At 37.1% G+C, this 14938-nt stretch carries 15 protein-coding genes; 12 read left to right on the top strand and 3 right to left on the bottom strand.

The genetic code is table 11. From position 1 onward, the window contains the following. Positions 1-7: 7 nt before the first annotated feature. The 3 genes from rnjA to def form a co-directional block, all read right to left on the bottom strand. A complete protein-coding gene (gene rnjA / locus JG29_RS05015) occupies positions 8-1717 on the bottom strand; it encodes a ribonuclease J1 (protein WP_045922871.1) in 1710 nt (569 codons plus the stop codon). A 3-nt stretch (positions 1718-1720) separates the two neighbouring features. Then, on the bottom strand, positions 1721-1942 hold the full coding sequence (locus JG29_RS05010; RefSeq protein WP_045922870.1) for a DNA-directed RNA polymerase subunit epsilon: 222 nt from the start codon (positions 1940-1942) through the stop codon (positions 1721-1723). 120 nt (positions 1943-2062) lie between these two features. Next, positions 2063-2653, bottom strand: a complete 591-nt coding sequence (gene def / locus JG29_RS05005; RefSeq protein WP_045922869.1) for a peptide deformylase — start codon at positions 2651-2653, stop codon at positions 2063-2065. 238 nt (positions 2654-2891) lie between these two features. Here def and JG29_RS05000 point away from each other — a divergent pair, with 238 nt between their 5' ends. The 12 genes from JG29_RS05000 (at position 2892) to JG29_RS04945 (ending at position 14913) form a co-directional block, all read left to right on the top strand. Next, complete coding sequence (locus tag JG29_RS05000) at positions 2892-3992, top strand: thiamine pyrophosphate-dependent dehydrogenase E1 component subunit alpha (RefSeq protein ID WP_045922868.1); 1101 nt, start codon at positions 2892-2894, stop codon at positions 3990-3992. A gap of 1 nt (position 3993) precedes the next feature. Beyond that, positions 3994-4971 carry an alpha-ketoacid dehydrogenase subunit beta gene (locus JG29_RS04995; protein ID WP_045922867.1) on the top strand — a complete coding sequence of 326 codons (978 nt, stop codon included), beginning with the start codon at positions 3994-3996 and terminating at the stop codon, positions 4969-4971. Positions 4972-4993: 22 nt separating this feature from the next. Further along, positions 4994-6274, top strand: coding sequence for a 2-oxo acid dehydrogenase subunit E2 (locus JG29_RS04990; RefSeq protein WP_045922866.1), 1281 nt, complete (start codon positions 4994-4996; stop codon positions 6272-6274). A 5-nt stretch (positions 6275-6279) separates the two neighbouring features. Beyond that, the gene (gene lpdA / locus JG29_RS04985; protein ID WP_045922865.1) at positions 6280-7704 is read left to right on the top strand and encodes a dihydrolipoyl dehydrogenase; all 1425 of its coding nucleotides are present in this window, start codon (positions 6280-6282) and stop codon (positions 7702-7704) included. 131 nt (positions 7705-7835) lie between these two features. Continuing rightward, positions 7836-8609, top strand: a complete 774-nt coding sequence (locus JG29_RS04980) for an inositol monophosphatase family protein (RefSeq protein WP_045922864.1) — start codon at positions 7836-7838, stop codon at positions 8607-8609. An 81-nt stretch (positions 8610-8690) separates the two neighbouring features. Then, on the top strand, positions 8691-10529 hold the full coding sequence (gene typA, locus JG29_RS04975; RefSeq protein WP_045922863.1) for a translational GTPase TypA: 1839 nt from the start codon (positions 8691-8693) through the stop codon (positions 10527-10529). Positions 10530-10674: 145 nt separating this feature from the next. Further along, the gene (locus JG29_RS04970) at positions 10675-11853 is read left to right on the top strand and encodes an FtsW/RodA/SpoVE family cell cycle protein (RefSeq protein WP_045922862.1); all 1179 of its coding nucleotides are present in this window, start codon (positions 10675-10677) and stop codon (positions 11851-11853) included. A gap of 17 nt (positions 11854-11870) precedes the next feature. Beyond that, positions 11871-12158 (top strand): YlbG family protein, encoded by a 288-nt coding sequence (locus JG29_RS04965; RefSeq protein WP_045922861.1) that lies wholly within the window; start codon positions 11871-11873, stop codon positions 12156-12158. Beyond that, positions 12149-12718 (top strand): 16S rRNA (guanine(966)-N(2))-methyltransferase RsmD, encoded by a 570-nt coding sequence (rsmD, locus tag JG29_RS04960; protein WP_045922860.1) that lies wholly within the window; start codon positions 12149-12151, stop codon positions 12716-12718. The genes JG29_RS04965 and rsmD overlap by 10 nt, the downstream gene beginning before the upstream one ends. Next, positions 12711-13214 (top strand): pantetheine-phosphate adenylyltransferase, encoded by a 504-nt coding sequence (coaD, locus tag JG29_RS04955; RefSeq protein ID WP_045922859.1) that lies wholly within the window; start codon positions 12711-12713, stop codon positions 13212-13214. Before rsmD ends, coaD begins: the two co-directional genes overlap by 8 nt. Next, positions 13211-14245 carry a SepM family pheromone-processing serine protease gene (locus JG29_RS04950; protein WP_045922858.1) on the top strand — a complete coding sequence of 345 codons (1035 nt, stop codon included), beginning with the start codon at positions 13211-13213 and terminating at the stop codon, positions 14243-14245. Before coaD ends, JG29_RS04950 begins: the two co-directional genes overlap by 4 nt. 38 nt (positions 14246-14283) lie before the next feature. Beyond that, positions 14284-14913, top strand: coding sequence for a helix-hairpin-helix domain-containing protein (locus JG29_RS04945; RefSeq protein ID WP_045922857.1), 630 nt, complete (start codon positions 14284-14286; stop codon positions 14911-14913). Positions 14914-14938 lie beyond the last annotated feature (25 nt).

Raw genomic sequence — 14938 nt, 5'->3', positions numbered from 1 at the left:
TATCTTTTTATACTTTTGTTGAAATGATCATGGGCAAAATTACCGGATGACGTTCAGTTTTGCGATATAAAAATTCTTGCAAGTCATCGATAATATCACGTTTTAAGATGCTTTCGAAATTTCTATTTTTTGGTGTTTTTTCTTCATTTCTTTGGTCGAGATAATTTTTGATGACATGAAACGCTCGTTTTTGTGCTTGGCTGATAAGGGTGCTGGATTCACGCATATAAACAAAACCCCGAGATAAAATATCTGGGCCAGATAAAACCAAACCCTTATGGTAATCAATAGTGGCGACAACAATAACTAAACCTTCTTCAGACAACATTTGCCGATCATGAATAACAATATTGTCGATATCATCAATACCATTACTATCAATATAGACATCACCTGCTGGTACATGTCCAGCTTTACGAGCACTGTTGGCGGTTAAAGCCAAAACATCACCATTATCAAAGATAAAGGTATTTTCCTTAGGAACACCACATAGTTGTGCTAAACCGGTGTGAATTTTAAGCATCCGATATTCACCATGAATCGGCATAAAATATTTAGGCTGAATCAAACGGAGCATTAGTTTTTGTTCTTCTTGTCCGCCATGCCCAGAAGCATGGATATTATTGATCTTGCCATGAATGACATTAGCGCCGGCTTCTTCTAAAGAATTGATCAAATGATTTACACTGATAGTATTTCCTGGAATCGGATTTGAAGAAAAAATAACAGTATCACCCGGCTGAATGGCAATTTGGCGATGAGTCCCATTGGCAATGCGGCTCAAGGCGGCCATTGGTTCGCCTTGAGATCCGGTACACAGTAATAAAACTTTATTCGCAGGTAATTTATTAATTTCGGCAGCATCAACTAATTCACTATCGGGAATGTTTAAGTAGCCTAGTTCTCTACCATTAACAATGGTTTGTTCCATGCTTCGACCAAAGACTGCTACTTTGCGGCCGTTTTGCATTGCCGCATCAATGGCTTGAGAAACACGATATAAATTAGAAGCAAAGGTAGCAAAAATAATTCGACCATCTATTCGCTCTACAATTTGGTGGATAGTATTACCGACAAAACGCTCCGACTTAGAAAAGGTAGGAATTTCAGCGTTAGTACTATCAGATAAAAGTAGAAGCACACCTTCAGACCCTAATTTGGCCATTTTCTGCAGATTGGGAGCTGGTTGGTTGCCTACCGGTGTAAAATCAAATTTATAATCTCCCGTTTGAATAATGACACCTTGCGGCGTATGAACCGCAATTCCCAAAGTATCCGGTATCGAATGAGTTGTGCGGAAAAATTCAACACTTAAGTAGTTAAATTTAACAAAATCATCTTCTTGCAAAACATGGATTTCAGTTGAATTTAAGAGGCCCCGTTCTTCCAATTTACCTTTGATTAAAGCAGTGGCTAAGGGACCTGCATAAATTGGAATATTAGGAATTTTTTGCAATAAAAAAGGAATACCGCCAATATGATCCTCGTGACCATGTGTAATAAATAATCCCTTAATCTTCTCTTGATTTTCAATTAAATACTGATAATCAGAAATAACATAATCAATACCTAAGAGGTCATCTTCCGGAAATTTAATTCCCGCATCTACAATAACTAGTTCATTTTGATATTGAATAACGTACATATTTTTACCGATTTCACCTAGACCACCAATAGCAAAAACGGCAACTTCATTGTTTTCGATTTGCAGAGCCATTAATTATAACTCCGCTAAGTCCGTTAATTTATAATTGGGACTTTTTTGTTCATATTCTAAATAATTGCCTGATAATTCTTCAATTGACTCCACATTAAAGTCAGTTTTGGCTTCAAGAATTTCGCGTACCTTAATAGCAGAATCGGACTGGGTATATAAGGTTTCAGTGGTCTCACGACGTGGATTTTGAATTTGATTTTTTTGATACAATACTTTATAAATCAAAAGTATTCCTCCTTAAATAAAATAATATAATTAACTTTTGAATCTATTTCTTTGACCGATAATATTTAAATAGATGTTATCACAATTGGATTTTAAAGTATAGAAACTCTACTTGAACGTCTAAATAATAATAGTATCATCAGCTTTTTTAAAGGGATCGTTTTTATTGATATGGTCATAAAATAAATGGCCCTTAAGATGATCAATCTCATGTTGGCAAACAATAGCCGGATAGTTTTTGACTCTGATGGTTTGTGTAGTTCCGGAAAAATCCTGATATCTAATAGTAATACGCGCGCTGCGGGGAACATAACCGGGAATGTCTTTATCAACAGATAAACAGCCTTCACCTTCGAATAATTGGGCTTTTTGAATTGAGTTAGAAATAATTACCGGATTAATTAAAGTGATTTTAAGAGCATACTGAGGCTTTTTATCTTGAGCTTTGTCTTCTGAATCAACAGATCTATCATCTTCTGGCACAAGCACAGCAGCCATTTGCTCGGAAATACCAACTTGAGGAGCAGCCAGCCCCACTCCTGCTCGTAAATGATGCTTTTGGGCAAATTGAGGATCTTGGCTTTTGATTAAATACTCCATCATGTTCGCAGCCAATTGTTTATCGCTATCACTCAGCGGAAATTTTACCGGCTGGGCAATCTTTCTTAAAACTGGATCACCATCGCGAACAATGTCTTTCATCATGTACATATTTATTGATTCCTTCTTTTTAATTTTTCTACTATTTCATTATACCGATAAAAAGTCTGAGAAGAAACCTATAAATTATTTGGATAAATGATGGTTTTAAAGGGCGATTTTAAGGCATTGTTATAAGAATCACAAAAAAAATCATTTTTACCCCTTGTGTTAAATTTAAAACATGATAAACTAAGAACTGGAAACCTTTACAGATTAATAAAGGGATATTGTGAAAGGAATGAATAAAATGGCAAAAAAGTCAATAGTTGATTTTGCAAAAATCAAAAAGAATTTGGCAGATTTACCTAAGCCAATTCAAGTAGTTGACCAAGACGCAAAAATTGTTGATCAAGATACTTTTAAGAGTTTTAGTGATGATCAATTAGTGGAATTTATGACAAAGATGGTTTGGGAGCGTGCTTTGCATGAACAAACCTTGAATTTCTCACGTCAAGGCCGAATGGGCTTCTACGCACCTACTGCTGGTGAGGAAGCTACTGAAATGGGTACAGTTTTGGCTATGGAAAAACAAGACTACATGTTGCCAGCTTATCGTGATCTTCCACAGTTAATTCAACATGGTGCGACTGTTACTGAGTCATATTGGTGGTCACGTGGACATGTGAAGGGAAATGAATTCTCTGCACGTGCTTTAATGCCACAAATTATTATCGGTGCAGCTTATCTGGAAACTGCTGGAGTAGCTTTGGGACTGAAGAAAAATGGTGAAGATGCGATTGCCTTTACTTATACTGGTGATGGTGGTACTTCGCAGGGTGACTCTTATGAAGGTATGAACTTTGCAGGGGCATTTCAAGTGCCGGCACTTTTCATTGTTCAAAATAATAACTACGCAATTTCAGTTCCACGTGAGAAACAAACTGCAGCTCCATCCTTAGCACAAAAAGCGGTTGCTTGTGGTATTCCAAGTGTTCAAGTTGATGGAATGGATATTTTAGCTTGCTATTCAGTAGCAAAAGCAGCACGTGAATATATTATTGCAGGTAATGGACCAGTTATGATTGAAACTTTGACCGACCGTTACGGTGCTCACTCTTCAGCGGGTGATGATCCAAGCCGTTATCGGACTAAGGCAGCACAACAACCATGGTTTGAACGTGATCCATTAATTAGAATGCGTAAAATTTTAACTGATAAGAAATTATGGTCACAAGAAAAAGAAGATAAATTAGTTACAGAATATAAGAATTCCTTTAAGGATGCAATTAAAGAAGCAGATGCAGTTGAGCCAGAAAAAGTATCCGACATGCTCAAGCGGACTTTTGAAGTTCCAACACCTGAAATAAAAGCTCAAATTGCAGAATTTGAAGAAAAGGAGTCTAAATAACATGACAAAGAGAAGTTATATTCAAGCGATTACTGATGCTTTAGACATCATGTTAAAAGAAGATCCGAAAACTTTGATTTTTGGTGAGGATGTTGGTAAAAACGGTGGTGTTTTCAGAGCTACAGATGGCTTGCAAGAGAAATATGGTGAGGACCGTGTGTTTGATACTCCACTAGCAGAATCAGGAATTGCTGGTTTGTCAATTGGTCTTGGTTTAACTGGTTGGCGTCCAATTCCAGAAATTCAATTTAGTGGTTTTACTTTTGAATGTATTGATTCAATTGCGGGACAAATGGCCCGGATGCGTTTCAGATTTAATAACAAGAAAAATAGCCCAATTACAATTCGTAGCCCTTATGGTGGTGGTACACATACTGCAGAAATGCACTCTGACAGTTTAGAGAATTTCTTCACCGGCGTACCTGGTTTACGGGTTGTAATGCCAAGTAATCCTTATGATGCTAAAGGTTTGTTAATTTCTTCTATTGAAAATAACGACCCAGTATTGTTCCTTGAAAACTTGAAGTTATATCGTTCTGTCAAAGATGATATTCCTGATGGCAAATATACAGTTCCTTTAGATCAAGCTAAAGTAGTTCAGGAAGGTAATGATATTACAATTGTAGCTTATGGCTCTCAAGTACAAGAAGCTCAGAAAGCTGCTGATGATTTGGCAAAAGAAAATATTTCTTGCGAAGTTATTGATTTACGAACAGTTTCTCCAATTGATACAGAGACTATTTTTAAGTCTATTGAAAAGACTCATAAAGTTGTTCTTGTTCAAGAAGCTCAAAAAATGGCCGGTGTCGGAGGACAAGTTGCTTCTGCAATTGCTGAAGATGCGATCCTTTCCTTAGATGCTCCTATTGGACGTGTGGCTGCCCCAGATACTGTATATCCATTTGCACAAGCTGAGGAAGTATGGATTCCAAGAAAAGCAGAAATTATTGACAAAGTAAAAGAAATTATTAATTACTAATTAGTGGAAGGGAAGAAAAAACATGGCATTTAAATTCAAATTACCAGAACTTGGCGAAGGAATGGCCGAGGGTGAAATTGCTAACTGGTTAGTCAAGGAAGGCGACGATATTAAAGAAGATGATTCTTTAGTCGAAATCCAAAACGATAAGTCTGTTTCTGAACTTCCATCTCCTGTAACGGGCAAAGTACAGAAAATTGTTGCCCAAGAAGGCGACACAGTAGAAATCGGTGATACTTTAGTTGTTATTGATGATGGATCACCTGATACTGGCGATGACGAAGAGGAAGCTACTTCATCTTCAGCAGATAAGGCTGATGAAAAAGAAGCCGCACCTGCAGCCGCTGCTGCACCAGCACCTGCAGCAACAGGTAGCGCTAATGAAAACTATTTAGCAATGCCTTCAGTCCGTCAATATGCTCGTGACAAGGGAATTGATTTATCTAATGTTACTCCAACTGGTAAGCATGGTCAAATCACTAAAGCGGATATTGATAACTTTAATGGTCAAGCTGCACCGGCAACAACTGCTGCACCAGCAGCTGCTGCTAGTGAACCAGAGGCAACACCGATTGCACCATATAAATCAGATACACCAGAATTAGAAACACGCGAAAAGATGAGCATGACTCGAAAAGTTATTGCAAAATCAATGTCTGCAAGTAAAAAGATTACACCGCATGTTACTAGTTTTGAAGAAGTTGAAGTATCTGCTTTAATGGCAAATCGCAAGAAATATAAGCAAATGGCTGCTGATCGTGGCATTAAGCTAACTTTCTTACCATACCTAGTTAAAGCCATTGTAGCTGTATTAAAAGATTTTCCAGAATTTAATGCTTCCATTGATTCAACAACAGATGAAATTGTTTACAAGCATTATTTCAATATTGGTATTGCAACTAATACCGATCATGGTTTGTATGTTCCAAATATTAAAAACGCTGATTCCAAAGGTTTATTTGAAATAGCTAAAGAAATTACTGAAAATACTCAAGCAGCTTATGATAATAAATTAAGTGCTGCTTCCATGCGTGGTGGTTCTATTACTATCAGTAATGTTGGTTCTATTGGTGGTGGCTGGTTCACACCAGTAATTAATCAACCTGAAGTTGCAATTTTAGGAATGGGTAAAATTGCTAAGGAACCTTATGTTGCTGAAGATGGCTCCATTAAAGTGGGCAATATGTTGAAACTTTCTTTAAGTTATGATCATCGCCTTATTGATGGTGCTCTAGCACAAAATGCTTTAAATAAATTGAGCGAATTATTACATGATCCAGACATGTTGTTAATGGAGGGTTAATTTAGATGGCTGATGTTGAAGAAAAAGATACTGTGATTATTGGTGCTGGACCTGGCGGATATGTAGCTGCAATTAGAGCTGCAGAATTAGGTCAAAAAGTTACTGTTATTGAAAAGGATGACAGTCTTGGCGGTGTATGCTTGAATGTTGGTTGTGTTCCATCAAAGGCTTTAATTCAAGCAGGCCATCGTTTCCAGAATGCTCAACACGCGGAAACTTATGGTATTACATCTGGTGATGCTTCTTTGGACTTCGATAAATTACAAGAGTGGAAGAATACTAAGGTTGTTCAAAGAATGACTAATGGTGTCAAAATGCTCTTTAAGAAGCACAAAGTAGAAGTTATTCGTGGTGAAGCATTCTTGGATAATAATAATCAACTTCGGGTGATGGATCCAGGTCCGCGTCAATTTATGGATAACGGTGGCGGTCAAACTATTCACTTTAAGAATTTAATTATTGCTACGGGTAGTCGTCCAATTGAAATTAATGGTTTTAAATTTGGTGGTCGGGTAATTGATTCGACTGGCTTATTAAATATTAAAGAATTACCAAAAGAATTAGTAATTGTTGGTGGCGGTTATATTGGTACTGAACTTGCAGGTGCTTTTGCCGATTTAGGAACTCATGTTACTATTTTGGAAGGTACTTCGCAGATTATTCCAAACTTTGAGAAAACTATGGTATCAGTAGTAGTTAAGCACTTAAAGAAAAAGGGTATTGATATTGTCACTAACGCGATGGCAAAAAGTGCCAAAGATAATGGTGATAATGTTGAGGTCACCTATGAAGTTGATGGTAAATCAACTACTATAAAAGCTGATTATGTAATGGTTTCCGTTGGTCGTAAGCCTAATACTGATACTTTTGGTTTAGAGATGACTGATGTCAAATTGACTGATCGTGGTTTAGTAGAAGTTGATGAACAAGGTCGGACTTCTGTAAGTAATATTTATGCAGTTGGTGATATTACTGCTGGCCCTGCACTTGCACATAAGGCTTTCTTTGAAGGTAAAACTGCGGCTGGAGCAATTTCTGGTAAAAATACCGCTAATGATTATATTGGTGTGCCAGCTGTTTGCTTTACGGATCCCGAAATGGCCAGTGTTGGTTTAACCGAAACTGAGGCTAAAAACCAAAAATTAGATGTCAAAGTAGCTAAATTCCCATTTGCAGGTAATGCACGTGCAGTTTCATTGGATAGTACTGATGGATTTGTTAAGTTGATTTCTGATAAAAAGACTGGAACTGTTTTAGGTGGTCAAATTATTGGACCAAGTGCTAGTGACTTGATTTCTGAAATTAGCTTGGCTGTCAATTGTCAACTAAATGAAGAAGATATTGCCTTAACTATTCATCCACATCCAACTTTGGGTGAACCTGTTCAAGAAGCAGCAGATATTTTGATAGGTTATCCAACCAATGTCTAAAATCAACTGTCTAATTAAGAACTAAAGAAAAATCGACGTAAATCGTCGATTTTTTTGTTCTTAGCGCTTATTTCAAGCTATAATAAAATAGGAATGCTGGAAATTATTCAATAGATTAAGGGTTTAATACTATGGCAGATGTTCTGGATATTCAAAAACAAATTTTAACAATTTTGAATCAAATAAAAACACAGTTGTATTCTAATCCCAATTTTGCTTATGTAAATACGAAAACTAATCGTAATGATTTAGTTACAGATCGAGATCTTCAAATTGAGAAAGAAATCGTTACCTTTTTGCGGGACAAATATCCTCAGGCACAAATAATTAGTGAGGAAGGATTGGGAAATAATCCGGTTAACCTGGCAGGATTGGTTTTTTTTGTGGATCCTATTGATGGAACTATGAATTTTGTTAAATGCCATGATCAATTTGCTTCAATGATTGGCGTTTATGAAGACGGAAAACCAATTTTTGGGGCAATTGTAGATGTGATGCAGAATCAAATCTATTATGGAGGACCGCAAATTGGGGCTTTTGTTGATGGAAAAAAATTAATGCCGCTTGCTGATGTACCTTTAGCAGAAGCTTTAATTACTGTCAGCAATTATTTATTACAAAATGAAATGCCTAAATATCAAAATTTGGTTCGCCAAAGTAGTGGCCTGCGTATTTTTGGTAGTGCCGGAATTGTTTTTACACGTTTATTGACCGGTAAAGAATATTTGTATATCGGTAAATTTAAGCCATGGGACTTGGCTGCTGGAAGAGCCATTGGTCAATGTTTAGGAATAGATGTTACAACTATTGACTCCAAGCCCCTAAATATGATAAAATCACAACTTGTAATTGTCGGAACGAGGTGCGCTACACAACAGGCGCTGGATGTGCTTTCCAGAGTTTAAAAAGCTGTGATTGCAACCAATCACAGCTTTTTTATACACAAATACAGGACTGACAAGAATTGTACGGAAGGAAGCAAAACATTGAAAAGAAGAGAAGATATTCGTAATATTGCCATTATAGCACACGTTGATCATGGTAAAACTACATTAGTTAATGAACTTTTAAAACAATCTGATACTCTTCCTGAACATATGGAGATTAGTGATCGTGCATTAGATTCAAATGCCATCGAAAAAGAACGTGGAATTACTATTTTATCCAAGAATACCGCTGTGGACTATAAAGGAACTAAAATTAATATTTTGGATACTCCAGGACACGCTGATTTTGGTGGCGAAGTAGAACGTATTATGAAGATGGTTGATGGTGTCTTACTGGTGGTTGATGCTTATGAAGGTACCATGCCGCAAACCCGTTTTGTGTTAAAAAAGGCTTTGGAACAACATTTAACCCCGATTGTGGTTATTAATAAGATTGACCGTAGCGGGGCTCGACCAGCAGAAGTAGTCGATGAAGTTTTAAATTTGTTTATTGATTTAGGTGCTGATGAAGACCAATTAGATTTTCCTGTAGTATTTGCTTCAGCTGTGAATGGGACTTCCAGTTATGATGAAGATCCAGCGACTCAAGAACATACAATGGACCCAATTTTTGATACAATCATTAAAACTATTCCTGCACCAATTGATAATAGTGATGAACCGCTTCAATTTCAGGTGGCGATGCTGGATTACAATGATTATGTTGGTCGTATCGGAATTGGACGAGTTTTTCGCGGTAAGATAAAAATCGGCGATCAGGTTTCAGTATTAAAATTAGACGGCAGTAAACAGAATTTTCGAGTTACCAAAATGTTTGGTTTCTTTGGCTTGAAACGAGTAGAAATTCAAGAAGCTAAAGCCGGTGATCTGATTGGATTATCCGGAATGGAAGATATTTTTGTGGGAGAAACGGTAGCACCGATTGACCATCCTGAGGCCCTGCCAATCTTAAGAATAGATCCGCCAACTTTACGAATGACATTTTTACAAAATGATTCACCTTTTGCGGGACGTGAAGGTGATAAAGTTACGGCACGTAAGATTGAGGATCGCTTGGAAGAACAATTACAGACTGACGTTTCTTTGCGGGTTGAAGATGCTGGAGTAGCTGGAGCTTGGATTGTTTCCGGTCGTGGCGAATTGCACCTATCTATTTTAGTTGAAGAAATGCGCCGTGAAGGTTTTGAGTTGCAATTATCAAGACCTGAGGTTATTTATAAAGAAATTGATGGCAAAACCTGTGAGCCTTTTGAATCGGTTCAGATTGATACTCCGGATGAGTATGTCGGAGCAATTATTGATTCAATGGCTCAGCGTAAAGGTGAAATGAAAAATATGGAAAGTACTGGCAATGGACAAACTCGCTTAGTATTTTTAACACCTTCACGTGGCTTAATCGGTTATTCTTCAGAATTTATGTCCCAAACTGGTGGCTATGGGATTATGAATCATACTTTTGAACAGTATTTGCCAGTAATTAAAAATTGGGAACCGGGACGGCGCTCGGGAGCCTTAGTTTCCATTAATCAGGGTTCATCAACAACTTATAGTTTACAATCAGTAGAAGATCGGGGCCAATTGTTTATTGGCGCTGGAGTAGATGTTTATGAAGGCATGATTGTGGGCGAAAGTAGTCGGGATCAAGATATCGCAGTGAATGTTACTAAAGGTAAAAACCTGACTAATACGAGAGCTTCTGGAAAAGATCACGCAGCTGCAATTAAAACTCCTCGGAAAATGTCCTTAGAACAATCAATTGAATTTTTGAATGAGACAGAATATTGTGAAGTTACACCGCAGAGTATTCGCTTACGAAAGAAAATTTTAAATACTAATGAACGGCGTAAGGCTGATAAAAAGCGAAAAGCCGGTAAATAATATTAATTAAAGAAACTGGAACAATTTTTGTTCCAGTTTCTTAGTAATTATTGGGTGCCGACTTAATTTGGTTAGTCATTGATTATGTTATTCTCATAATTGAATGTTATAATTGAAGCCAATAGAATCGATAGGGGTTTTGGTAGTGAAAATCAAATTAAAAAATATTGATTATTGGATTCTCATTCCATTTTTATTGCTAACTGCTATCGGAATTGTCATGGTCTACTCTGCTAGTTCCAATGCAGCTGTTTTGCAAGGATTGAAAAGTACAACTTATCTTAAACGACAATTACTTTTTGTTGTGATGGGGATATTTTTATGTGCTTTTTTCTATCTTTTAAAGATTAATGCTTTACAAACCAAATTTTTTGTCCAGTTCTTTTTGTTATCCGTAATGGGTTTGTTAATATTTTTGTTGGTTTTAAAGCATTTTGTTCCCTCTATAGCAGTGAATGGAGCCGCCGCGTGGATCCCTTTAGGACCGATAAATATTCAACCCTTGGAATTAGCTAAATTGGCTTTAGTTCTATATTTATCTAAAATCTATAGTCAAAGGATGCTGCGTATTCGGCAACTGCCCTTTAAAGAAATGATGAAGGAGATTTTGCCGCCCTTAATTTTAACCAGTTTTATTATTATTCTAACTTTGAAACAACCTGATTTAGGGGGAGCTGCTTCTCTGGCGGCCATTATGTTATTAATGTCCTTTGCTTCAGGAATGGAACTAAAATATGCTTTTGGGACTGTTCTAGTCTTGTTATCTGTTTTTGTTGGTGGTTATTTTTGGTTTAAGCACCAAGCTTTAACGGGCGGGGTTGTTTCAACTTACCAAATGCAGCGGCTTTTAGCTTTTTACCATCCTTTTCAATTAGAAAAAACAGGAGGATCACAATTAGTTAATTCCTACTATGCCATTAATAATGGTGGCTTATTAGGACGAGGATTAGGTAACAGCATTCAAAAATTAGGTTATTTGCCAGAGCCATATACTGATTTTATTTTAGCAATAACTAGTGAGGAATTAGGTGTGGTCGGAGTAATCATTGTTTTGGGCCTGTTATTTATTCTGATTGCTCGAATTGTATATCTGGGTTTACGGACTAAAAAGGTTTATTTTTCGTTATTAAATTATGGAATAGCGGCTATTTTATTTGTTCAAACCTTTTTTAATGTTGGAGGAGTACTCGGAATTCTACCCATCACGGGTGTTACCTTACCCTTTATTAGTTATGGCGGTTCCAGTATACTGGTTTTATCCTGTTGTATTGGTATTGCCTTGAATGTATCGGTTAATTTACGTAAATTTGAACATTTAAGTTAAAAAGGAAGAGCAATTTTATGGAGTTGACGGCACGTCAAGAAATAATAGTTTGGTTAACCAATGGACGTTTATGTAAAAAATTACGCCGTTTTGGAACCATCATTTATGTTTCTTTTAAAATGAAATACGTTATTATGTATGTTAACAGTGCGCAAGCGGAAGAAAAAATGGCCCAAATTGCGCAACTGGCTTTTGTGAAAGATGTGGAGTTATCACCACGGCAAGATTTAAAAACGGATTACAGTGAAGAACAGATTGCTAATTTGCATAATATAAGTAATATGGAGAATCATCAATGCGAGTAATTGCGGGTAAAATGCGGGGCTTGGCCTTAAAAACTATTACAGGTCGTACTACCAGGCCTACTGCCGCCAAGGTTAAGGAAGCAATGTTTGATATGTTAAATCCTTATTTATCACCTTCAATGGTGGGAGTAGATTTGTTTGCCGGTAGTGGGGCTTTGGGCATTGAGGCGGTTTCGCGTGGACTGGCCCAAGTCTATTTAATTGATAAAAATCGTGCAGCTATTAAGGTTATTAAAAGTAATGTCCAAAAGACTCGTGAGCCAGAGCGGTTTACAATTTGGCCTGTGAGTTATCAGCAGGCTATGCGCCAGTTTGAACAGCAGCAAATTCAATTTGATTTACTGTTTTTAGATCCACCTTATCTGCAGCACCTTAATCCCGCTATTGTTCAAGCTTTTATTGAACAAAAGTTGCTAAGGCCGCAAGCTTTGATTTTATTGGAGACGGACTATAGTTTACAAGCTGAGCGTCGTGATGATTGTTTATTAATTGCCGCAAAACAATATGGACAAACTTATATCGAAATTTGGCAATATCAGGGTGATAACAGTAATGGTTGATAAAAAAATTGGTATTTATGCAGGAAGTTTTGATCCAATTACTAATGGTCATTTAGATATTATTCAACGAGCCAGTAATTTATTTGATCAGCTCTATGTGGTTTTGATGAATAATACTAGTAAAAATTATCTATTTACTTTTGCAGAGAAAAAAGAATTAGTGGAAGCTTCGCTACAAACACTAACTTGTGATAATATTCAAGTTAAAGTGGCTGCGGATAAATTAGTAGCTGAGGTAGCAAAAGAGTTAGGAGCTCATTTTTTAGTACGGGGGATACGAACGACTGCGGACTGGAATTATGAGATCTCTATGCAACAGATTAATAGCCTCCAGGCTTCTGATTTGGAAACAGTTTACTTAACGGCCAAACCGGAATATATGTTTATAGCTTCTAGTATGATTAAAGAAGTAGCTAAATATGGCGGTCAAATTACAGATTTAGTACCTCAACCTGTAGCAGTGGCCTTACATCAAAAATTAGGGAAGAATCTATGAAAAAGCATCGCAAATTAATAGTAATAGTTAGTATTCTTGTGTTGTTGGTGGCTTTATTTTTACCTTTGCCGTTTTTTATTGAGTCGCCCGGGTCTGCGCAGCCTACTGCTGATAGTATTACTGTCAATCAGCATCATGATCAACGGGCAGGTAAATTTTTATTTACTACAGTTGAATTATCTTCGGCAACACCTTTATCGCTGATCTGGGCTGCTTGTACTCCTTTTCATGACATTGAACCCCGACAGGAAGTTATGGCTGGTGATAATACCAAAGAGTATTTACAAATGCAAAACTATTTTATGGAAAATGCCAGCAATAGTGCCATCGAAGCCGCTTTTAAGAAAGCACACCGCTCTTATACTAAAGAATATTTAGGTATTTATGTCATGTCTTTTCTCAAAAATTCTCATTTTAAGGGCCATTTGCAGGTAGGAGATACTGTTTCAGAAATTGACGGTCATCGCTTTTCCAGTTCGCAAGCCTTTATTAAATATGTTAAAGCCCAAAAGGTTAACCAATTAGTAACTGTGAAATATCAGCGCCACGGTAAAACCCATCAAACGAAACAGAAGCTCATGGCAATGACTCATCCGCGACGTCCTGGTTTAGGAATTAGTTTAGTTGATCATGTTAGAATTCGGACTACCCCGAAGGTAGCAATTAATGCAGGTGATATTGGCGGTCCTTCGGCCGGTTTAATGTTTAGTTTACAGATTTATTCACAATTAACTAAGCAGAATCTAACAAGGGGCCGTAAAATTGCCGGAACGGGTACAATTAATTCTCAAGGTAAAGTGGGGCCAATTGGTGGTATTGACAAAAAAGTCTACGCGGCTAATCGCGAACATGCGCAGATTTTCTTTGCACCAAATGATCGCGTGACCAAGAAGATTTTAAAAGTAGATCCCCATTATGAAAATAATTATACAATTGCTAAAAAGGCCGCTGCTCGTTTAAACACTAAAATGAAAATTGTGCCTGTTAAGAGCCTTGATGATGCCTATAATTATTTAAAAACACACCAATAATTGGTGTGTTTTTTGGTAATTATAAATGGGTGATAAAAATGAAGCAAATTTGGCAATGGTTAAAAGAACATATTAAGCTGGTTAGTCTGGTAATACTGGTAACAATCTTGGCTCTGTGGCAACTATGGCCGGCTCCTTCAGTGAATAATGATGATCTGACTGTCAATTCTTCTAAAACTGCACAAAAATCAGCTTCTAAACCGACAAAAACGGCCACTAGTAAATGGTTAATTGTCGATGTTGAAGGTGCGGTTAATAAACCGGGAGTTTATCGCTTGTTGACGACAGCCAGAGTCTATGATGCCATCCAGCATGCCGGTGGTTTGACTGAACAAGCTGATACAAGTGCAATTAATCAAGCTCAAAAATTGCATGATCAAAGCCAAGTTTTTGTTCCGGATAAAAATAATAGTTCAACAGCATCCAATACGGCTCAGACTACTTCTGCCAATACCGACAGTTCCCCAGCCGACACCAAAACGATTAACTTAAATACTGCCGATGTTACTGAATTACAAAATTTGCCCGGAGTAGGTCCAAAAAAAGCTGAATTGATTATTCAATATCGTCAAGAAAAGGGCAGTTTTTCTAAAATTGAAGATTTAACCGAGGTGCAGGGTATCGGTGAGAAGACTTTTGCTAAAATTAAATCGCAGCTCACAGTTTGATAACCGGGGTTGGTACATTTTTCCG

Origin of the sequence: Bombilactobacillus mellis (assembly GCF_000967245.1) — a bacterium.
GTDB classification, from domain to species: Bacteria; Bacillota; Bacilli; order Lactobacillales; family Lactobacillaceae; genus Bombilactobacillus; species Bombilactobacillus mellis.
This window is presented reverse-complemented; position numbering and strand designations above follow the sequence as displayed.

Coding starts and splice junctions, on each gene's coding strand:
- rnjA (WP_045922871.1), bottom strand. CDS start 1,717: ATGGCTCTGCAAATCGAAAACAATGAAGTTGCCGTTTTTGCTATTGGT.
- def (WP_045922869.1), bottom strand. CDS start 2,653: ATGTACATGATGAAAGACATTGTTCGCGATGGTGATCCAGTTTTAAGA.
- JG29_RS05000 (WP_045922868.1), top strand. CDS start 2,892: ATGGCAAAAAAGTCAATAGTTGATTTTGCAAAAATCAAAAAGAATTTG.
- JG29_RS04995 (WP_045922867.1), top strand. CDS start 3,994: ATGACAAAGAGAAGTTATATTCAAGCGATTACTGATGCTTTAGACATC.
- JG29_RS04990 (WP_045922866.1), top strand. CDS start 4,994: ATGGCATTTAAATTCAAATTACCAGAACTTGGCGAAGGAATGGCCGAG.
- lpdA (WP_045922865.1), top strand. CDS start 6,280: ATGGCTGATGTTGAAGAAAAAGATACTGTGATTATTGGTGCTGGACCT.
- JG29_RS04980 (WP_045922864.1), top strand. CDS start 7,836: ATGGCAGATGTTCTGGATATTCAAAAACAAATTTTAACAATTTTGAAT.
- JG29_RS04965 (WP_045922861.1), top strand. CDS start 11,871: ATGGAGTTGACGGCACGTCAAGAAATAATAGTTTGGTTAACCAATGGA.
- rsmD (WP_045922860.1), top strand. CDS start 12,149: ATGCGAGTAATTGCGGGTAAAATGCGGGGCTTGGCCTTAAAAACTATT.
- coaD (WP_045922859.1), top strand. CDS start 12,711: ATGGTTGATAAAAAAATTGGTATTTATGCAGGAAGTTTTGATCCAATT.
- JG29_RS04950 (WP_045922858.1), top strand. CDS start 13,211: ATGAAAAAGCATCGCAAATTAATAGTAATAGTTAGTATTCTTGTGTTG.
- JG29_RS04945 (WP_045922857.1), top strand. CDS start 14,284: ATGAAGCAAATTTGGCAATGGTTAAAAGAACATATTAAGCTGGTTAGT.